This is a genomic window from Sulfitobacter indolifex (assembly GCF_022788655.1).
GTDB classification, from domain to species: Bacteria; Pseudomonadota; Alphaproteobacteria; order Rhodobacterales; family Rhodobacteraceae; genus Sulfitobacter; species Sulfitobacter indolifex.
In genome coordinates this window covers 1,662,637-1,682,237 of the sequence record NZ_CP084951.1, presented here as the reverse complement: position 1 = coordinate 1,682,237, position 19,601 = coordinate 1,662,637, and the positions used below count along the sequence as shown (strand labels likewise).

Genomic DNA, 19,601 nt, shown 5'->3' with positions numbered 1-19,601 from the left:
ACCCCCGCACATGATAAACGGGCGGGGAACAAGGATACCCGACATGAACCTATTTGCCGAAATTCGCCATCTCATCATTGCGACACTGGAACAGATGGTCGCGCAGGACGCCCTGCCTGCGACCCTGAACTTTGACCCGATCACCGCCGAGCCGCCGCGCGACCCTGCGCATGGCGATATGGCGACCAATGCCGCGATGGTACTGGCCAAACCCGCAGGTCTGAAACCGCGCGACATCGCCGAAGCGCTGGCCGCACAGTTGCAAAATGACCCCCGCATCACCTCTGCCGAAGTGGCCGGTCCGGGCTTTATCAACCTGCGTCTTGCGCCGTCGGTCTGGCAGAATGTGGCGCGGCAAGTGCTCAGCCAAGGCACGGACTTTGGCCGGGCAATCCTTGGCGCGGGTCAGCGGGTGAACGTGGAATATGTTTCGGCCAACCCCACCGGCCCGCTGCACGTTGGCCACACCCGCGGCGCGGTCTTTGGCGATGCACTGGCCAGCCTGCTGGATTTCGCAGGCTACGACGTGACACGCGAATACTATATCAACGACGGCGGCGCGCAGGTCGATGTGCTGGCGCGGTCCGTGTACCTGCGCTACCTCGAAGCCAATGGCAAAGAGGTGGCCTTCCCAGATGGCACATACCCCGGTGACTACCTGATCCCACTGGGGCAAGCGCTGTCTAAGATGTACGGTGACAAGCTGGTCGACCAGCCTGAGAGTGAATGGCTCGACGACATTCGCGAGTTTGCCAGCGATGCGATGATGAACCTGATCCGTGAAGATTTGGCGTCGCTGGGCGTCGAAATGGATGTCTTCTACAGCGAAAAATCCCTCTACGGCACAGGCCAAATCGAGGCGGCGATTGCGTCACTCGAAGCCAAAGGGCTGATCTACGAAGGCGTGCTGGAGCCGCCAAAGGGCAAGAAGCCCGAAGATTGGGAGCCGCGCGAACAGACCCTGTTCAAATCAACCAAGCACGGTGATGACGTGGATCGCCCCGTCAAGAAATCCGACGGGTCGTGGACCTATTTCGCCCCCGACATCGCCTATCACTACGATAAAGTCAGCCGTGACTTTGACATGCTGATCGACGTCTTCGGCGCGGATCATGGCGGCTACGTCAAGCGGATGAAGGCGGCCGTCTCGGCGCTGAGCGACGGTCATGTGCCGCTCGACATCAAGCTGACGCAGCTGGTGAAACTCTATAAGAACGGCGAGCCGTTCAAGATGTCCAAACGGGCAGGGACCTTTGTGACCCTGCGCGATGTGGTCGATCAAGTGGGCCCCGATGTGACCCGTTTCGTCATGCTCACCCGCAAGAACGACGCGATGCTGGACTTTGATTTTGACAAGGTACTGGAGCAAAGCCGCGAAAACCCGGTGTTCTATGTGCAATACGCCCATGCGCGGGTGGCTTCGATCCTGCGCAAGGCCCAAGAGGCCGGGGTTAAGGTTGCCGATGCCACGCTGAGGGATGCGGATCTGACCAAGCTGGACCATGACGCTGAGCTTGGCCTGCTGCGCAAACTGGCCGAATGGCCGCGTCTGGTCGAGACCGCCGCGCGCAGCAATGAACCGCACCGGGTGGCCTTCTACCTCTATGAATTGGCGTCCGATTTCCACAGTCTTTACCACCTTGGCCGCTCCGAAGACGGGCTGCGTGCGTTGCAAGAAGGGGACGCTGCGACATCGCAGGCAAAAATCGCCCTGTCGCGTGCCGTTGCGATTGTAATTGCGGCGGGTCTTGGTATTCTTGGGGTCACACCGGCGCAGGAGATGCGGTAACCGCACCAGCGCGCCGAAAACAGGCAACCCCATGACCAGACCCGCGTGGCGATGTATCACGCCGGGCAAAGAGGCAGAGATGGCAGATTTTACGTCTTCTTCGACGACGGCGGGCTATGCGCCCGATTCCGCGCATAGCTATGCGGTGGGCGCCACGCCCAAGACACTGACAACGCTCACCAATATCGCGGGCGCCGTGGTTTCTTTGGCGCTCGTCGCGGGGATTGGTGTTTGGGGCTATAAGCTGCTTGTACGCGATGTGACCGGCATTCCGGTGGTTCGCGCGATCGAGGGCGAAATGCGCGTCCGTCCCGAAGAACCGGGCGGCGAATTGGCCCGCCATCAGGGGCTGTCGGTGAACGTCGTCGCCGCCGAAGGCAGCGCCGGACGGCCCGCCGAACAGCTCCGCCTCGCGCCGCGTCAGATGGAATTACAAGACGAAGATCAACCCGTTCAAGTGGCAATGGTTGCTGCAAAGACACAAGACGATTTGACCCAAGCCGTCGCCCGTGACACGGACGGCGACCTGATCGACGCCTCTGCCGCGATCCGCTCCGGCAACGTCCAAGACCTTGTGGCGCAGCTGACGAATGGCGTTGCCCCGCTGACCGGCGCTTCGGCCGATCCAGTAGACGCCGCAGTCGCCATGGCGCTTGCTGATACGTCGGTTCAGCCCAAAGTGGTCAAAGCCGCCCTTAACGCCCCCGGCGTGCGCAACTCACTGCGCCCGCGCCGCCGCCCTGCCGGGGCCGCCGTGGTGACACCCGCCGCCGTGCAAAGCAATCCAGTCGCGACCGCCAGCCAAGAGATTGACCCCGCGGCCCTGCCTGCAGGCACCCGCATGGCGCAACTTGGCGCCTTTGACAGCCCCGAGGTTGCCCGCGAACAATGGGACCGCCTTCAAGGCCGTTTTGGCGCGTACCTCGAAGGTAAAAACCGCGTTGTTCAGAAAGCGACCAGCGGTGGACGGGTCTTCTATCGCCTCCGCGCCATGGGCTTTCAAGACATCGCCGACGCGCGGCGCTTCTGTTCAGCTCTCGTAGCCGAGAACGCAGACTGCATCCCGGTGGTGATGCGCTGATGCGTCCCTTTGGGGCCACGATCCTCGACGCCGCGGGCCTACGGCTTAGCGTCGAGGAAAAAGCATTCTTTCGGGACGTGCGGCCCTTCGGCTTCATCCTTTTTGGGCGCAACATCGATGGCCCAGACCAGCTCAGCGCGCTTTGCGATGAAATGCGCGAGGCGGCGGGCCACGACGCTGTGATCACAATCGATCAAGAGGGGGGCCGCGTGCAACGCATGCGCGGGCCGCACTGGCGCGATTGGATGCCGCCACTCGAAATGGCAAAGCGCGCCGGGGATCAGGCGACCACGGCCTTTTACTTGATGTACCGGATCATCGCGCATGAACTTGCCAGCGTCGGGATCGACAGCAACTGCGCGCCCCTGATTGACGTGGCCTCTGCCAAAACCCACCCGTTCTTGCGCAACCGTTGCTATGGTGACACCCCAGGGCAGGTGGCCGCGATTGGTCGCGCCGTATCTGATGCGCTGCTGGCCGGCGGCGTGCTGCCGGTGATGAAACACATGCCCGGCCATGGCCGCGCCACGCTTGACAGCCACCACAATCTGCCCCGTGTCGATGCCCGCCGGATTGATCTGGAGGCAGTTGATTTTGCCCCATTCCGCAGCCTGCGCGACCTACCGATGGGCATGACAGCGCATCTTGTCTACGACGCGCTTGCGGATACGCCTGCGACCCTGTCGCCAGAGGTGATGCGCCTCATCCGCGAAGATATCGGCTTTGATAATCTGGTCATGACCGACGACATCTCGATGAAAGCGCTGCAAATGACGCCGGCGGAGAGCACCCGCGCGGCCCTTACCGCTGGCTGTGACGTGGCCCTATTCTGCAACGGCTCGCTGGACGAACGCCGCGCCGTGGCCGCAGCTGCAGGCGAGATGACCCCGGTTGCCCAGACCCGCGCCCTGCGCGCGATGGATGCGCGGCAATCCCCCGATGACGTTGACATCGACGCCCTCAGCGCCCAGCTTGAGACGCTTCTGGGCGGGACTTTACATGGCTGATACAGCATTCGAGGAAGACAGAGGCGGGGCTGGCGGCTCCGTTGCTGACCGGCTGGCTGCCGAGGCGTTCATCATTGATGTTGAGGGCTATGAGGGGCCGCTGGATTTGCTGCTGTCGCTGAGCCGTACCCAAAAGGTCGATCTGCGCAAAGTGTCGGTGTTGCAACTCGCACGGCAGTATCTGGCCTTTGTCGAGCGTGCCAAAGAGCTGCGTCTGGAACTGGCCGCTGACTACCTCGTCATGGCGGCTTGGCTGGCGTTTCTTAAATCGCGCCTGCTGCTGCCCCCCGACCCAAGAGAAGAAGGCCCTTCGGGCGAAGAGATGGCCGCGCATCTGGCCTATCAATTGGAACGTTTGCAAGCCATGCGGGACGCCGCCGCACGGCTGATGGCGCGCGATCAACTGGGCCGGGATTTCTTTGCCCGTGGCCAGACCCATGAAATCACCCGCGTCAAAAAGGTGACCTATACCGCCACCCTGCTGGACCTCATGCAAGGCTACGCGCGCACCCGCACCCGCGATGATTTCCGCCCCTTCGTGATGGACCGCGACAAGGTATTCACTATGGAAGAGGCGCTTGAACGGATGCGCGGGCTGATCGGCTATGCAGGCGATTGGGGCGATCTGAACAGCTATCTGCCCGAAGGCTGGGAAACCGACCCAGAGCGCCGCCGCTCGGCCACAGCAGCAACCTTTGCGGCTTCACTCCAACTGGTCAAGGAGGGGCAGATGGAGATCCGCCAGAAAGAGATTTTCGCCCCCATCCAACTGCGTAAGAAGGATTGATGCGTGTCGGAAGACGTTAAAACAAAAGAGAAAAAGCTGTTCGACGCGCCATCCTTGGCCGAGCAGGAACGCATGATCGAAGCTGTGCTTTTCGCAAGCTCCGAGCCGATCACGCTGCGGGAGTTGGAAGACCGTCTGCCGCGTGGTTCTGACGTGGGTGAAGCGATGGCTTTCCTACGCCACCGCTACCAAGGGCGCGGCGTGCAGGTGATGAAGGTGGGCGATGCCTACGCTTTTCGCACCGCGCCCGATCTTGGCTTTCTCATGCACCGCGAAACGGTTGAGACCCGCAAGTTGAGCCGCGCGGCGATCGAAACACTTGCGATCATCGCTTACCACCAGCCCGTTACCCGTGCGGAAATCGAAGAGATTCGCGGCGTTGCGGTCTCGCGTGGGACGGTGGATCAATTGCTTGAGATGGAGTGGATCCGCTTTGGCCGCCGCAAAATGACGCCGGGCCGCCCGGTGACTTTTGTTGTGACGCAAGAGTTCCTCGATCACTTCGGTCTAGAGAGTGCGCGGGATCTGCCGGGTCTTAAGGAACTGCGCTCTGCCGGGCTGCTGGAAAACCGCCCGCCATCTGGGCTTCTGCCGACCGTTGGCGATGGCGAGGATGAGCCGGAAACCACCGAGGGTCAGAGTGAGCTTTTCGAGGATTAAGGGGCCGGGGGGTGACATATGCCCCGTGGCACCTACATCAGACGGGCTGATCCGAGGGAGAGGACCGATGAATTCGATCGTTAACATGGTCATGCGTCAGGTGATGCGCCGTTTGGTGTCGCGTGGTATTGGCGCGGGCACGCGGCGTGCAGGCAAGCGGGGATCGGGCAAAGGTGGTGCGTTCAACGCGCGCACTGCGCAGCAGGGTATTCGGCTGCTGCGGCGGTTCTTTCGGTCGAAGTAAGCCTCCGCGCCCTTAGGCTGAGCGGAAATGTTTCGACAGCTTCAAACCCTGGCCTTGGTAATTCGAGGCGATGTCGGCCCCGTAAAGCTGGCTGGGGATTTGGGCCATATGTTCATAGACCAAGCGGCCCACGACCTGACCATGCTCTAGCACGAAAGGTGCCTCATGGCAGCGGACTTCCAGCACCCCGCGCGAACCTGCGCCGCCCGCTTCGGCATGGCCAAAGCCGGGATCAAAAAAGCCCGCGTAATGCACGCGGAACTCACCCACCATCGCTAAATAGGGTGCCATTTCAGCAGCATAGGCGGGCGGGATCGTCACGGCTTCGCGGCTGACAAGGATGTAGAACGCACCGGGATCAAGGATGATTTGCCCATTGGTGCTGTGCACCTCTTCCCAATAGGCGGCCGGGTCGTAATGGCCAATTTTATCCAGATCAATCACCCCGGCATGCGGCTTCGCGCGGTAGCCGACAAGGCTGGTGCCAGGCAGGCGCAGATCGACTGAAAAGCCCAAGCCTTCGTCGATCACGGCGGTGCCATCTACAAGCGGCGTTTTGTCGTGCAGCGCACGCAAGGCGTCATCGTCGAGGGTGGCGTCGCCACTTCCAAAACGGATTTGATTTAACCGCATGCCCGGACGGACAAGGACGGAAAAAGAACGCGGGCAAATCTCGGCATAAAGCGGTCCAGTGTAGCCTGGTGCTATCCGGTCAAACTCGGTCCCGCCGTCGGTGATGGTACGTGTCAGCAGATCAAGCCGCCCGGTAGAGCTCTTGGCGTTGGCGACCGCAGAGACCCCTTCGGACAGGGCCAGCGTTTCCATCAGGGGCACGACATAGACGCAGCCCTTTTCCAGCACGGCACCTTCGCTCAGATCCACGCGGTGCATCTCGAACTCTTCCAACCGATCGGCGACTTTGGCCCCGTGGCCGGCAAGGAAGGACGCCCGCACGCGATACGCAACCGTGCCGAGGCGCAGGTCGAGGCTTGCAGGCTGGATTTGTGCAGTGGTCACGGCAGGATCAGCGGCAATGGCACCACTTTCGATCATCGCTGCAATCTGTTGGTTGGGGAGCACCCCGTTCATCGCAATGGGCATCAAGCGGGGCCTTTTTAAATGACAAACGCCCGCGCGTTACCGGCGCGGGCGTTTTGTTGTAGTCGGTTGGTCGGGCTAGCAGGACTCGAACCTGCGACCTTCCGTCCCCCAGACGGACGCGCTACCAGGCTGCGCCATAGCCCGACTACGTGGGCTTCATACCCGATCTCGCAGGGGGTGCAAGAGGGAATTGCCGATCTTTCCATCGCTATCAGTAATTACTTTCGAAGCCAGGTTCGGCGGCCATGCGGACGCGCATCTCAGCTAAATCAAGAAGCAATCCGGCGACACGTGGCTGCACCTCGCGCGGCAGGTAATGCACACGTGTGGCCACGCTCAACAGCCCCGGACGGGCTGGAAAATCGGCTTCGGGGGTGAAGTCCGGCAGGTCGATGATCGCGGGTCTGGGCGTGTCATCTATCTCTTCGATCTCCGGCTCGGAGGGCGCTTCATCCGCCACATTCTCAGACCCTGCGTCGTCCTGTACTTTCGGACTTGTGGCGAGGGGGCGCTTCAAGAAATCGGGCAGGCTGGCATTTGTAGCCGGCCCTGCGACTCGCTCTTCCTGAACGGCCTCAGCTTCTTCGTTGGAAGGGGGCATCTCAGGATGCGGCGCGTCGGGGGTTGTGCTGTCAGACGGGGCCAACGGATCGGGCGTGGCGCGGGGGTGATCATCCGCAGGTGGCACGGGCGCGGGGCGCGGGGGCTCGGCAGGGGTGGTCTCTGGGGTCTCTGATCCTGCGACAGGTGCCGCACTTTCCGACTGATGCTCAGGAGCATTCGCGTCTTCCGCCTGCACTTCTGCTTCGGCCATGTCTGGCGCAGTAGCGGGTTCCGCTTTCGAGCCAAAGTTCAAAACGACACCAGTTTCGGGGCGAATAATCTTAGGTTTGGGCGCGGGCCGAGGCTCAAGGAAATCTAATTCATCCAGCGGTGCCGAGAGGGACGAGACATGGGTCATCCCTTCTTCGCGCAAAATCTTCTGTACGCCTTTGATCGTGAGCCCGTCATCATGCAGCAGCTTTTTGATCCCACCCAACAGCAGCATGTCAGCCGGACGATAGTAACGCCGTCCGCCAGCCCGTTTGATGGGCTTTACCTGCGTAAACTTGCTCTCCCAGAACCGCAGAACATGGGCTTGGATGCCGAGCCAGTCAGCGACTTCGGAGATGGTGCGAAAAGCGTCCGGCGATTTGACCATGGGTCAGGACTTGTTGCCTTCGGCAACCCGGTCTTTCATCAAATGCGAGGGGCGGAACGTCAGCACGCGGCGCGGGTTGATCGGAACCTCTTCGCCAGTCTTCGGATTGCGCCCTACGCGCGCGGTCTTGTCCCGCACCGAGAAGGTCCCGAAGGAAGAGATTTTCACCTGCTCACCCTCGACCAAAGCGTCTGACATATGCTCAAGCACCGCTTCAACTAATTGGGCGCTCTCATTGCGTGAAAGACCGACTTCCCGAAATACAGCTTCGCTTAAATCCATGCGCGTCAATGTCTTATTAGGCATTATATCCCCCATGCTTTCCAACAACATATGCTGCTCAGAATTTTAGAGTCAACATCAATGCCCGGATCGAACGCGATTCGGCGGAAATTTTCTACGTTAGCTCAGGGACTTACCAGCGCAGGACAACAGAACCCCAAGCCAGACCACCGCCGATGGCTTCGGTGACGATCAGATCACCCTCTTTAATCTGGCCGCGCTCACGGCCTACAGACAGGGCCAGCGGGATCGAGGCCGCAGAGGTGTTGCCGTGATCCTGTACGGTCACAACCACGCGCTCCATCGGCAGGTTCAATTTCTTGGCGGTGCCTTGGATAATGCGGATGTTGGCCTGATGCGGTACGATCCAATCCACATCCTCGGCGCTGACACCGGCCCGCTCCATCGCGGTATTAGCAGTGGCGGCGAGTTTTTCTACCGCGTGACGGAAGACTTGGTTGCCCTGCATCCGCAGATAGCCCGTCGTGCCGGTCGAAACACCGCCGTCGACGTACAAAAGTTCACGGTAGCGCCCATCGGAATTGAGGTCGGTGGCAAGAATACCGCGGTCCTCGGGGCTGCCGTTGCTCTCTTGTGCCTCAAGCAACAGTGCGCCAGCACCGTCGCCAAAGAGTACGCAAGTAGAGCGATCGGTCCAGTCCATGATCCGGCTAAAGGTCTCGGCCCCGATGACCAGCACGCGGCGTGCTTGCCCCGAGACGATAAGCGCATTGGCGTTGGCCAGCGCATAGACAAAGCCCGCGCATACCGCTTGAACATCGAAGGCGAATCCGCTGGTCATACCCAATTCGGCCTGCACCATCGTTGCGGCAGAGGGGAATGTCAGGTCAGGGGTAGAGGTCGCGACGATAATCGCGTCCACGTCATCGGCCTCACGGCCCGCATCTTCGAGCGCTTTGCGGGCGGCAGCGCTGGCCATGGAGGAGGTGTTTTCGCCTTCAGCAGCAAAATGGCGGCGTTCAATGCCCGAGCGCGAGCGGATCCATTCGTCATTCGTGTCCAGCGTTGCTTCAAATTCAGCATTCTCGACGACACGGGCGGGCAGGTAGTGGCCACAACCAGTGACAACGGCGCGCAGGCTCATTTGGTGGACTCCTCAGCAGGCAGCGTCGCGGCGACGCGGGCGGCCAGCTTGTCATTGAATTTATTCTGCGACAACTGAGCCGCGAGTTTGATCGCAGCAGAGATGCCGGTTGCATCGGCAGAGCCGTGCGATTTTACCACCGTGCCGTTCAGGCCCAGAAAGACGCCCCCGTTCACACGGCGCGGGTCAATCTTTTTGCTGAGACGGCGCAGCGACGTATAGGCCAGCAGCGATGCCAGACGCGACAGAGGCGAATATTTAAACGCCTCACGCAGTCTGTTGCCAATCATGTTGGCAGTGCCTTCGCCAGTCTTGATCGCGACATTACCGGTGAAACCGTCAGTCACAATAACATCGGCCCGGTTGCCTGAAATATCGCCACCTTCAACGAAGCCGACGAATTCGAACCCGGTCGTATCACCCTGCGCACGAATCAGGTCGTAGGCTTCTTTGAGTTCCGTGCGGCCCTTATGCTCTTCGGTACCGACGTTGAGCAGTCCGACGCGGGGACGCTCAAGATCCATGCCGTTGCGAGCATAAGAGGTTCCCATCAAGGCAAAACGCAACAGATCATCGGCATCGGCACGCACATCGGCGCCCACGTCGAGCATCACGTTAAAGCCCTGAGGATTGGAGGAGGGATAGAGCACGGCAATCGCGGGGCGGTTCACGCCCGGCAATTTACGCAGCCGTATCATCGACATCGCCATGAGCGCGCCGGTATTGCCGCAGGAAACAGCCACAGCTGCCTCCCCGCTGCGCACGGATTCGATGGCAGACCACATGGAGCTGTCTTTGCCGGTACGCACAACCTGACTGGGCTTGTCGTTCATGGTGACGACATCCGTGGCGTGACGTATCTCGCAACGGCCCGACAGCTCGCCACGTTTGGCGACCAAAGGCTCCAGCTGATCACGAGGACCATGCAGGATAAAACCGATGTCGGGATTTGCTGTTGCGGAAAGCGCGCACCCGGCAACAACTGCTGCCGGGCCTTCGTCACCCCCCATCGCGTCGACCGAGATCAGGGTGTGTCCGGCTTTCGCGTTATGTTGATCGGGCTGGGCCGTCATCAGTGCGAATGCCTCACTGCCTTAGAGAAAACCTTGGAAACAGCGGCAGCTTAGGCTGCGTCGTCTTCCAGGTCTACTTCTTCGGTCAGGGCGACAACTTCTGCGTCGTCATAGTGACCGCAAGCGGCGCAGATGTGGTGCGGACGCTTCAGTTCACCACAGTTCGAACATTCGTTCGGGTTCGCTGCTGTGAGCGAATCGTGGGCGCGACGGTTGTTGCGACGCGATTTGGATACTTTATTCTGTTGGACAGCCATGTCTGGTGCCTTTGCCTTCGGGGTTGCTGACCTGCATAGAGCGTGCCGCAACCGTGTTTCAATTCGGACCCCGTTTCGGGCGTGACGACGCTTTAGGGCCGCAGCCGCGCAATGTCCAACCTTAATTCGGGTGAGGGCGGCAAAATAACGCGAAAGCACCGTGATGCAACCCAGTATTTCCGCAGTTTTCCGCCCGTTTTCTTAGGATTCGTCTTTCTTTAGTGCATCGCGCAATGCACCCAGCCCCGCAAAGGGTCGGGCGTCTTCGTCGGTCATCGGCTTTTGGCCGGGCTCTGCATGGACCATTTGACCCAGTTCAACTTCGCCCTTGCGGGGATATTCCGGGACTTCCAGCGCCAGCGCCTCAATCATGATCTGCGCCGGATCAATCCACTGTCCCAAAGGCTCAGTGGTGTCGTCATCGGGCATCTCAACCTCTTCCTCATCGGGAAGTTCGAAATCATGCACGAAACGGCGTTTTATATTCACGTCAATGCGTGTGGTCACCGGCTCGAGCGTGACCACGCAGGGCTGCACCACGGTGGCACCCAGCTTCCCGTCAAGCTGCCAGTCTTGCTTGCCCAGTGGCTTGATCTTGCCGACAAAGCTGAGCTTGCGAAGGGCGGACAGTTCCAGCTCCTTAGCGATCTGAGACAAATTATCCGTCTCGGGGCGCAGATCAAAGCCGTTTGGCTCCGTCTGTGACAGGTCTGCGACCCGTAGAGCGGTTGGCGTAGGTGATTTGCGCGACATGAGATCAGACTTTCGTTTCTTGTACACTTGGGGTGCGTTAGTGTATGCGAAATAAAAGCCATAATCCGTCAGGGCAAGAGGGCAGACCAAATGCGCAACACGAAACAGACCGGCAAGATAAGCCTCCGGCTCGCAGGGTTGGGCCTTGCACTGCTTCTGACGGCCTGCAGCCCGCAGTATCAAAACCACGGTTATGTGCCGCCCGAAGATCAGCTAGAACAGGTCGTCGTCGGCAGCGACACCAAGGAAAGCGTCGCCCAAAAGATTGGTGTGCCCACCGCTTCGGGTGTTTTGAGCGATGATAGTTACTATTACGTTAAGATGCGCAAACGGGCTCTTGGCTTTTTGGCGCCCAAAGAGGTTGAGCGCGAAGTGGTTACCGTCAGCTTTAACGAAGCGGGGGTCGTTTCGAATGTCGAACGGTTCGGGTTAGAGCGGGGGCAGGTGGTGCCATTGTCGCGCCGCGTGACGACATCGCCCGTCGCTGACAACACGTTCCTGCGTCAGCTGCTGGGTAACCTTGGCCGCTTTAGCCCGACTGCCTTCGGCAGCTAAGTCATTCCCAGCTTGTCACGGCGGCTGATCGTCCGGGCAGTGCTGCAGGCAACCGAAGGCGACCTCGCAAATGACCCAAGCGCCTCCGGGCCGATATCTGACGCGCGAAGCCACATCGCCCGCCGATATCACCCGTGCGCAGATCTTGCGCGCTCAGTGTTTTCAAACGGATGTTCAGCCTGACATTGATGCTTTCGATGCCAAGGCCCGCCATTTTTTGGTTGAAGAGCGCGCCAGCGGCGCTCTCGTCTGCTGCTTTCGCCTGAGCCTCTTTTACGGCGCGGCCCTTAGGCAAAGCTACGCGGCGCAATTCTACGACCTCACCAACCTCGAAACAATCGCAGGCGCATTGCTAGAGCTAGGCCGCTTTTGCGTCCATCCAAACTGGCAAGACCCCGACATTCAGCGCCTTGCGTGGGGACGGTTGGCGCAAGTGGTGGACCGCAACAAAGTGGCGCTACTATTTGGCTGCTCCTCTTTTGCAGGAACCGATCCCACAGCCTACCGCGACGCCTTCGCGCACCTGAAAGACCAGCATCTAGCCCCCACGAAGTTGCGACCTACTGTCAGGGCCCAGCACATCCACCCCTTCGCGCGCGACACGCATACCGCCGATCCTCGCCGCGCGCGGCAGCAGATCCCGCCGCTGCTGCGCAGCTACCTCAGCATGGGCGGTTGGGTGAGTGACCACGCGGTGATTGACCGGCAGATGACCACGCTGCATGTCTTTACCGGTCTTGAGATTGCCGCGATCCCGCCGAACCGCGCGCGGCTGTTGCGGGCCTTGGCCTAAAGCGCGCGAAAGCGCCTCCCCAACCCCGAGGGACATTGACCTTACCTGCGCCGAGAGATAGCTGGCGGGCATGGCACGCGCACCCCTTTTACAACTCACCGACATTTCGCTGACCTTTGGCGGCGATCCTGTTTTCGAAGACCTTTCACTGGTGGTTCAGACCGGCGACCGGCTGGCTTTGGTTGGCCGCAATGGCTCGGGCAAATCCACGCTGATGAAGGTCATGGCCGGGCTGGTAGAGCCGGACAGCGGGGCGGTTATTGCCGGGCCCGGTGTGTCGGTCGGCTATATGGAGCAGGAGCCGGATCTGTCGGGTTTCGAGACGCTGGGCGACTTCGCGGCACATGGGCTTGATCCGGGCGAGATGTATAAGGTTGAGCGCGCAGGCGAGGGGCTGAAGTTTGACCCCGCGCGCCCTGTGGCGACGGCCTCTGGCGGTGAACGGCGTCGCGCGGCGCTGGCGCGGCTGATGGCTGAAGAGCCGGAATTGATGCTGCTGGACGAGCCGACCAACCACCTAGATATCGAAGCCATCGCTTGGCTCGAAGCTGAACTGAAGGGCACCCGCACGGCCTTTGTCATCATCAGCCACGACCGTGCCTTCCTGCGCGAACTGACCCGGGCCACCCTTTGGATCGACCGCGGCGCCGTGCGCCGCCAAGAGATCGGTTTTGAGGGATTCGAAGCATGGCGCGATCAGATCTGGGAAGAAGAGGACATGCAGCGCCACAAGCTTAACCGCAAGATCAAGTCAGAGGCCCGTTGGGCGGTTGAGGGCATCTCGGCCCGGCGCAAGCGTAACCAAGGGCGCGTTCGCGCGCTGCAAGAACTGCGGGCAGAACGGTCGTCCCAGATCACCCGGCAGGGTACTGCTGCCATGGCGCTGGAAGCTGGCCCCAAGTCGGGCCGCAAGGTGATCGAGGCGACAGGTGTGGCCAAGAAGTTCGGCGACAAACAGATCCTGCGCGATTTCTCGATCACTGTGCAACGCGGCGACCGAATCGCATTGGTGGGGCCGAATGGTGTGGGCAAAACCACGCTGCTCAACATGCTGATCGGCAAGGAACATCCGGATCAGGGCGAGATCAAGCTCGGCACCAATCTGGAACTTGCGCTTTTCGATCAGGCGCGTGCGCAGCTTGATGGCAATATGACGTTGTGGGAAAGCCTGACCGGCGATCCGGACATGCGCGTCTCGGGCAAGGCCGATCAGGTGCTGGTGCGCGGCCAGCCGAAACATGTGGTGGGCTACCTTAAGGAATTCCTCTTTGATGAGGCACAGGCCCGCGCGCCAGTGCGCTCGCTTTCGGGTGGTGAAAAGGCGCGGCTGCTGCTGGCCAAGATCATGGCGCGGTCGTCGAATTTACTGGTGCTCGATGAGCCGACCAACGATCTGGATGTCGAGACGCTGGACTTGATGCAGGAGCTGTTGGGCACCTACGACGGCACCGTGCTGTTGGTAAGCCACGACCGCGACTTCCTCGACCGTGTGGCGGCCACTACCATCGCCATGGAAGGCGATGGGCGTGCCACGGTCTATGCCGGTGGCTGGACTGACTATCTGGCGCAGCGTGGGCAGGACGATTTCTCGGAAAGCGTCGTGAAGGCCAAGCCGGGCAAAGGCGAGGCTAAGGCCGAGAAAAAGCAATCTGCTTCGGGCATCAGCTTTACCGAGAAGCACCGGCTTGAAGCGTTGCCGGGGGAGATTGAGCGACTTGAAGCCGAGATCGCCAAGCTCGAAGAGCTGCTAGGCGACGCCGAATTGTTTACCCGTGAGCCTGTGAAGTTCCAAAAGGCCAGCGACGCGCTTGTCCAACGGCATGAGAAACTTTCAGATGCTGAGGAAGAGTGGATGGCGCTTGAGGAGAAGGCGCAAGGCTAGACCTGCGCACCCTCCAACGCGATTTGCGGACGGTATCCAGCGCGGAAGGCGGTGACGACACTAGGCGGCGTGAGTAAGGTCACACGTCCCTGCGGGCGCTTTTGCGCCGTCTGGTACCCCTCTGGCGCGTAAGGGTAGAACGCATCGCCGGAGAGCACGCCGCTCTTGCCCGCGTGATCTAAGATGAAACTCCCGTCAGGGAGGTCGTGCGCCTCCACATCCGCATAGCGGCGCTGCTGAAAGATACGCGGCACTGCGCGCTCGGCGTGCAGCTGGCAGTCTAAAGCGGCAGCCGGACCCGGCACATCGCAGCACCCCCGAAACCGTCGATATTCCGCGCCCCGGCATTCCGCGCAAGGTCGGTGCCCAACGGCAAAGGCCACAGCTTCATCCAGAAAGAACAGCTCGGTATAGCGGCGCGGGGCCATCAGCTGTCGCCGACGCCCTTTGAAACTCAGCACACAGCAAACCCAGTTCTGATGAGCCCAGCGTCTTTTGGGGTGCAGACCGTCTTCATCGTGCAGGATACCGCGGTTGCCCATAAACCCACCCCGTGCGGGATGGGCGTTGATCTCGCCAGTAGGCTGGACGCGGTTCTGCAGCGGCATCAGCGCATTCTGAGCGCCCCGTCGAGGCGGATTACTTCCCCGTTAAGATATCCCATCTCAACGATGAACCCGGCCAGCCGACCGTACTCCGACGGATCGCCGAGGCGGGCAGGGTTGGGCACATCCTTGGCAAGGTCGGCCTGAACCTCTTCGGGAAGGCCCGCCAACATCGGCGTTTTAAAAATGCCCGGCGCGATCGTCATCACACGAATGCCGTCCTTCGCCAGATCGCGCGCCATGGGCAGGGTCATGCCCACAATCCCGCCTTTGGAAGCGGCATAGGCGGCTTGGCCCTTTTGCCCATCGAAAGCGGCGATGGAAGCGGTGTTAATGATGACCCCGCGCGCGCCATCGTCTTCGGGGTTGTTCTTGGCCATAGCCACAGCCGCAAGCCGCGCCACGTTGAAACTACCGACAAGATTGATGTCTATAGTGCGTTGGAACGCGTCTAATGGGTGCGGCCCATCGCGGCCCGTGGTCTTGATCCCAAGGGCGATCCCGGCGCAGTTCACCGCTGCCGTGATCCAGCCCATCTTGTCTTGGGCATAATCCACCGCCGCCTGAACGGAGCTTTCATCCGTCACGTCGGTCAGAACGAAATGGCCGCCGATCTCTTTCGCGACGGATTCGCCTCGGGCCGCGTCACGATCCAGCAAGGTGACCTGCGCGCCTTGCGACGCAAAATACCGCGCCGTGGCTTCACCGAGCCCCGAGGCGCCCCCGGTGATGATGGCGGCTGTGCTGTCTAGTTTCATGGTGGATCCCCCCGATATGAACGCTTGTTCAGTTCAACACGAAGTCTCGCCCCATGCAAGCCATGCTTGCTGGGACAGGTGTTGAGAAGGAGGGGGCTGGGGGCCGTAAGGCGGCCCCCGTTAACCTTTAGCCGATCTGCACCAGCGCATGGCGCTTCTTGCCAGCGCTCAGCTTGATCGGAGACGACAGCGCGCCCGCATCAAGCATCATGCCCGCATCCGTCAGCGGCTGATCATCAATCCGCGCGCCATTTTCGGCAATCAGGCGCTTGGCCTCTTTGCCGGAGCCAGCAAGGCCAGATTTCACCAGCAATTGAACGATAGAAACCCCATCGCCCACATCCGCCGCCGAGAGGGTCAGGGTGGGCAGGTCATCGCCCACGCCGCCTTTCTCAAAGACTTCGCGCGCCGTGGCTTCGGCATTGCGCGCAGCTTCTTCGCCATGCAGCAGCCCGGTGACTTCATTTGCCAGACGTACTTTTGCTTCGTTGATCTCAGACCCGGCGAGCGCGCCCAGACGGTCGCATTCGTCGACCGGCAGCTCGGTGTAGAGCTTGAGGAAACGGCCCACATCGGCATCGGTGCAATTGCGCCAGAACTGCCAGAACTCATACGGGCTCAGCATGTCGCCATTCAACCAAACAGCACCGCCCGCCGACTTGCCCATCTTCTTGCCGTCGCTGGTGGTCAAGAGCGGCGAGGTGAGGCCGTAAACCTCCCCGTCAATCACGCGGCGCGTCAGGTCGATCCCGTTGACGATGTTCCCCCACTGATCCGAGCCGCCCATCTGAAGGACGCAGCCATAGCGGCGGTGCAGTTCCATGAAGTCATAGGCCTGCAGAATCATGTAGTTGAACTCAAGGAAAGACAGCGACTGCTCTCGGTCTAGACGCGATTTCACACTCTCGAAGCTCAGCATTCGGTTGATCGAGAAATGCCGCCCAATGTCACGCAGGAAATCGAGGTAATTTAGGTTATCTAGCCATTCAGCGTTGTTGAGCATCAGAGCATCGCTCGGCCTGTCACCGTAATCAAGGTAGCGGGCAAAGACCTGCCGGATGCCTTCGATGTTGTCGTCAATCGCCTCGGGCGTCAGCAAGGGGCGTTCGTCCGAGCGGAACGACGGGTCGCCTACTTTGGTCGTGCCGCCCCCCATCAGGGTGATCGGCTTGCCACCGAATTTCTGGAGCCAGCGCAGCATCATGATATTGACCAGATGGCCCACGTGCAGGGATTTGGCCGTGGCGTCATAGCCTACATAGGCCGGCGCCGCGCCTTTCATGAGGGCTTCGTCCAACCCTTGATAATCGGTGCAATCGGCCAGAAAGCCGCGCTGCATCATCGTGTGGATGAACTCCGATTTGGGATGGTATGTCATGGTGACTTGCCTCAAAACTGTGTTGCGCGGCAATCTATATGCGCACGAGCGGCAAAGGAAAAGGCCATGAATAGGGTCCTGCACAGGCAACATGTCGGAACCGGTGTGGTGACAGCGTTGGGAATGATGTCGGGCACCTCGTTAGATGGGGTGGACGCGGCTATCTTGCGCACCGACGGGCATGACATCACCAGCTTTGGCAAAAGCGCCTACCGCAGCTATTCGGCCGAGGATCGCCGGATCATCGCCGCCGGATTCGGCAAATGGCACGGAGCGGAGGTTGAGGCCGCAGCGCAAGCGGTAGAGACTGCGCATCTGACGCTGTTGCGCGACCTTCTGAATGACGACACACCCGTCGAGCTTGTTGGCTTTCACGGCCAAACCCTTGCCCATGCGCCGCGGATGCAAGGAACTTTGCAAGTCGGCGACGGCGCTTTGCTGGCGCGCGAGATTGGCCTGCCCGTGGTCTGGGATTTCCGCAGCGCCGATGTGGAATTGGGTGGCGAAGGCGCGCCCTTGGCACCGTTCTTTCACCATGCCTGTGCGCGCTATGCAGGAAAGACCGCACCGGTGGCCTTCCTGAACCTCGGCGGCGTCGGCAACCTGACATGGGTTGACCCGCGTATTGCGCGGCCCGAGCAAGAGGGCGCGCTCTTGGCCTTTGATACCGGTCCTGCAAATGCCCCAATCAATGATTTGATGCAGGCCCGGCTTGGCCAAGACTTCGACGAAGGCGGCAAGCTGGCGGCACGGGGCAGGGTGGAGCATGGCGCGTTAGAACTGTTCCTCGCTGAGCCTTACTTCGCACGCATGCCGCCCAAATCGCTCGACCGGAATGATTTCGCTGAGATGGTGGCGCTGGTCGGCGAACTCTCTGACGCCGATGCCTGTGCCACCCTCACCGCCATGTGCGCCGCAGGCGTCGCCGAGGCGATGCAGCATTGCCCGGCCCCGCCCGAGCGGGTCTATGTCACCGGGGGCGGGCGGCATAACCCGGTTCTGATGCGCATGTTGGATGTCAGTCTTGATTGCCCAGTGGCGGCAGTCGAAGAGATCGGTCTTGATGGCGACATGCTAGAGGCGCAGGCCTTTGCCTATCTCGCCGTCCGCGTGGCGCGCAAATTGCCGACGTCCTGCCCCGGCACGACCGGCGTGCGCGCAGCCGTAGGCGGTGGCACCGTCAGCCACACCTAGGGCAAAGCCAAGCTACTCATTTTAAAACGATGTCGAGAATTTGCCGAAGCCGTGGTCTTGGGACGACACGTCGCAAAGCCTGTGCGGAAACTTTGGCAAACTCGGCATATTTTTAACAAAGTTGCGCAAAATATACTCTTTTTGAAATTTTATGAAACAATTTGGCGGCCTCATGCGTGTTTTTGGTGTGGGGCAACAGCCAATGCCGCGGCGGTCAAATCATACTGCAAGGCGACGGCTCATTTTGAAGGAGACTAAAGATGACCATTAGTAACCATACTACTACTTTTAGGACTATGTTAGCCGCGACCGCGGCGGCAATTTTGATCGTCCCGACGGCCCAGGCAGAAATCGGCGTTGGCGTCGGTGCCAGCGTTGGTGGCCACGGGGACCGCGGCGGCATTGACGCCGGGGTTGGGGCCAGTGTCGGCGGCCATGGCGGAGTAGGCGTGGGTGCCGATGTAAGCGTCGGTGGAGGCCATGGTAGTTCCGGCGGATCGAGTGGTTCCGGCGGAAGCGGTGATTCCGGCGGAAGCGGTGGTTCCACCGGAAGTGGTGGCTCTGGCGGCGGTGTCGGCGTGGGCGTTGGGGTCGGGGGCTCCGGCTCGGGCAGTGGTACCGGCGGCTCCTCAGGCGGTAGCGGCAATGGCGGCTCCTCTGGCGGTAGCGGCAGCGGCGGTTCCTCTGGCGGTAGTGGCAGCGGCGGCTCGGGCGGGTCCTCTAACAGCGGTGGCAACGGCGGAACCGCGGCTGGCGGAACGAACGGGACGACGGCTGGTGTATCGGCCGGAGTGAGCCTCGGCGGAGGCAACGATGCAGCCAAGAGAAGCAGTGTGAACCTTGCTGCCATTGTGGGCGCGCCCGTTTGGAGCAAGGACCGCTCGCTTATTGGCATGGTCGAAAGGGTCACGCCCGGACCGGCAGGCAAGGTCGATGCGGTGGTGCGGCTCAACGCGGCGCTTCCCACTAAAATGCAAACCGTGCAGATGCGGGTGCTCCCAAGGCTTACTGACAAGGGTGCGTTGCTGCTGGGCTATTCCAAACGTCAGCTTCTTGAGCTCTTTTCGGGCTAAGCTCAGGCAAAAGGGATTGAGGG

General features: G+C 60.8%; 21 protein-coding genes and 1 tRNA gene. 11 read left to right on the top strand and 11 right to left on the bottom strand.

What is annotated here, in order from left to right; genetic code table 11:
• The first annotated feature begins 43 nt into the window (after positions 1-43).
• The 6 genes from argS to DSM14862_RS08190 all read left to right on the top strand — a co-directional run bounded on the left by argS (position 44) and on the right by DSM14862_RS08190 (position 5,568).
• Positions 44-1,789, top strand: coding sequence for an arginine--tRNA ligase (gene argS / locus DSM14862_RS08215; protein WP_007119787.1), 1,746 nt, complete (start codon positions 44-46; stop codon positions 1,787-1,789).
• Between the two features lie 31 nt (positions 1,790-1,820).
• The gene (locus DSM14862_RS08210) at positions 1,821-2,870 is read left to right on the top strand and encodes an SPOR domain-containing protein (RefSeq protein WP_007119786.1); all 1,050 of its coding nucleotides are present in this window, start codon (positions 1,821-1,823) and stop codon (positions 2,868-2,870) included.
• Positions 2,870-3,877 (top strand): glycoside hydrolase family 3 N-terminal domain-containing protein, encoded by a 1,008-nt coding sequence (locus DSM14862_RS08205; protein WP_007119785.1) that lies wholly within the window; start codon positions 2,870-2,872, stop codon positions 3,875-3,877. The genes DSM14862_RS08210 and DSM14862_RS08205 overlap by 1 nt, the downstream gene beginning before the upstream one ends.
• On the top strand, positions 3,870-4,664 hold the full coding sequence (locus tag DSM14862_RS08200; RefSeq protein WP_007119784.1) for a segregation and condensation protein A: 795 nt from the start codon (positions 3,870-3,872) through the stop codon (positions 4,662-4,664). The genes DSM14862_RS08205 and DSM14862_RS08200 overlap by 8 nt, the downstream gene beginning before the upstream one ends.
• 3 nt (positions 4,665-4,667) lie before the next feature.
• Complete coding sequence (scpB, locus tag DSM14862_RS08195; protein WP_007119783.1) at positions 4,668-5,324, top strand: SMC-Scp complex subunit ScpB; 657 nt, start codon at positions 4,668-4,670, stop codon at positions 5,322-5,324.
• A 67-nt stretch (positions 5,325-5,391) separates the two neighbouring features.
• A complete protein-coding gene (locus tag DSM14862_RS08190) occupies positions 5,392-5,568 on the top strand; it encodes a hypothetical protein (RefSeq protein ID WP_007119782.1) in 177 nt (58 codons plus the stop codon).
• 12 nt (positions 5,569-5,580) lie between these two features.
• Here DSM14862_RS08190 and DSM14862_RS08185 read toward each other — a convergent pair whose 3' ends face one another.
• The 8 genes from DSM14862_RS08185 to DSM14862_RS08150 all read right to left on the bottom strand — a co-directional run bounded on the left by DSM14862_RS08185 (position 5,581) and on the right by DSM14862_RS08150 (position 11,340).
• A complete protein-coding gene (locus tag DSM14862_RS08185) occupies positions 5,581-6,657 on the bottom strand; it encodes a 2'-deoxycytidine 5'-triphosphate deaminase (protein ID WP_040701243.1) in 1,077 nt (358 codons plus the stop codon).
• Positions 6,658-6,736: 79 nt separating this feature from the next.
• Positions 6,737-6,813, bottom strand: a tRNA-Pro gene (locus DSM14862_RS08180).
• 67 nt (positions 6,814-6,880) lie between these two features.
• Positions 6,881-7,870 carry a MerR family transcriptional regulator gene (locus tag DSM14862_RS08175; RefSeq protein ID WP_007119780.1) on the bottom strand — a complete coding sequence of 330 codons (990 nt, stop codon included), beginning with the start codon at positions 7,868-7,870 and terminating at the stop codon, positions 6,881-6,883.
• A gap of 3 nt (positions 7,871-7,873) precedes the next feature.
• Complete coding sequence (gene ihfA, locus DSM14862_RS08170; protein ID WP_040701172.1) at positions 7,874-8,176, bottom strand: integration host factor subunit alpha; 303 nt, start codon at positions 8,174-8,176, stop codon at positions 7,874-7,876.
• A 109-nt stretch (positions 8,177-8,285) separates the two neighbouring features.
• Positions 8,286-9,257: a beta-ketoacyl-ACP synthase III gene (locus tag DSM14862_RS08165; RefSeq protein ID WP_007119778.1), complete on the bottom strand. Its 972-nt coding sequence runs from the start codon at positions 9,255-9,257 to the stop codon at positions 8,286-8,288.
• Positions 9,254-10,330 carry a phosphate acyltransferase PlsX gene (gene plsX, locus DSM14862_RS08160; RefSeq protein WP_007119777.1) on the bottom strand — a complete coding sequence of 359 codons (1,077 nt, stop codon included), beginning with the start codon at positions 10,328-10,330 and terminating at the stop codon, positions 9,254-9,256. The genes DSM14862_RS08165 and plsX overlap by 4 nt, the downstream gene beginning before the upstream one ends.
• A gap of 50 nt (positions 10,331-10,380) precedes the next feature.
• Positions 10,381-10,587 (bottom strand): 50S ribosomal protein L32, encoded by a 207-nt coding sequence (gene rpmF, locus DSM14862_RS08155; RefSeq protein ID WP_007119776.1) that lies wholly within the window; start codon positions 10,585-10,587, stop codon positions 10,381-10,383.
• 201 nt (positions 10,588-10,788) lie between these two features.
• Entirely contained in the window at positions 10,789-11,340 is a 552-nt protein-coding gene (locus DSM14862_RS08150; protein WP_007119775.1) for a YceD family protein, read from the bottom strand.
• Positions 11,341-11,430: 90 nt separating this feature from the next.
• Here DSM14862_RS08150 and DSM14862_RS08145 point away from each other — a divergent pair, with 90 nt between their 5' ends.
• From DSM14862_RS08145 to DSM14862_RS08135, 3 genes are all read left to right on the top strand, one after another.
• Positions 11,431-11,895, top strand: coding sequence for an outer membrane protein assembly factor BamE (locus tag DSM14862_RS08145; RefSeq protein ID WP_007119774.1), 465 nt, complete (start codon positions 11,431-11,433; stop codon positions 11,893-11,895).
• A 70-nt stretch (positions 11,896-11,965) separates the two neighbouring features.
• Entirely contained in the window at positions 11,966-12,688 is a 723-nt protein-coding gene (locus tag DSM14862_RS08140; protein WP_007119773.1) for a GNAT family N-acetyltransferase, read from the top strand.
• Positions 12,689-12,758: 70 nt separating this feature from the next.
• Positions 12,759-14,570, top strand: coding sequence for an ABC-F family ATP-binding cassette domain-containing protein (locus tag DSM14862_RS08135; RefSeq protein ID WP_007119772.1), 1,812 nt, complete (start codon positions 12,759-12,761; stop codon positions 14,568-14,570).
• Here DSM14862_RS08135 and DSM14862_RS08130 read toward each other — a convergent pair.
• The 3 genes from DSM14862_RS08130 to tyrS form a co-directional block, all read right to left on the bottom strand.
• A complete protein-coding gene (locus DSM14862_RS08130) occupies positions 14,567-15,178 on the bottom strand; it encodes a hypothetical protein (RefSeq protein WP_007119771.1) in 612 nt (203 codons plus the stop codon). The genes DSM14862_RS08135 and DSM14862_RS08130 overlap by 4 nt on opposite strands.
• Complete coding sequence (locus DSM14862_RS08125; RefSeq protein WP_007119770.1) at positions 15,178-15,933, bottom strand: 3-hydroxyacyl-CoA dehydrogenase; 756 nt, start codon at positions 15,931-15,933, stop codon at positions 15,178-15,180. Before DSM14862_RS08125 ends, DSM14862_RS08130 begins: the two co-directional genes overlap by 1 nt.
• Before the next feature lie 127 nt (positions 15,934-16,060).
• Positions 16,061-17,311, bottom strand: coding sequence for a tyrosine--tRNA ligase (gene tyrS / locus DSM14862_RS08120; RefSeq protein ID WP_007119769.1), 1,251 nt, complete (start codon positions 17,309-17,311; stop codon positions 16,061-16,063).
• Between the two features lie 66 nt (positions 17,312-17,377).
• Here tyrS and DSM14862_RS08115 point away from each other — a divergent pair, with 66 nt between their 5' ends.
• Together DSM14862_RS08115 and DSM14862_RS08110 are read left to right on the top strand one after the other, a co-directional pair.
• Complete coding sequence (locus DSM14862_RS08115) at positions 17,378-18,505, top strand: anhydro-N-acetylmuramic acid kinase (protein ID WP_007119768.1); 1,128 nt, start codon at positions 17,378-17,380, stop codon at positions 18,503-18,505.
• A gap of 260 nt (positions 18,506-18,765) precedes the next feature.
• Positions 18,766-19,578, top strand: a complete 813-nt coding sequence (locus DSM14862_RS08110; protein WP_165481280.1) for a hypothetical protein — start codon at positions 18,766-18,768, stop codon at positions 19,576-19,578.
• Positions 19,579-19,601 lie beyond the last annotated feature (23 nt).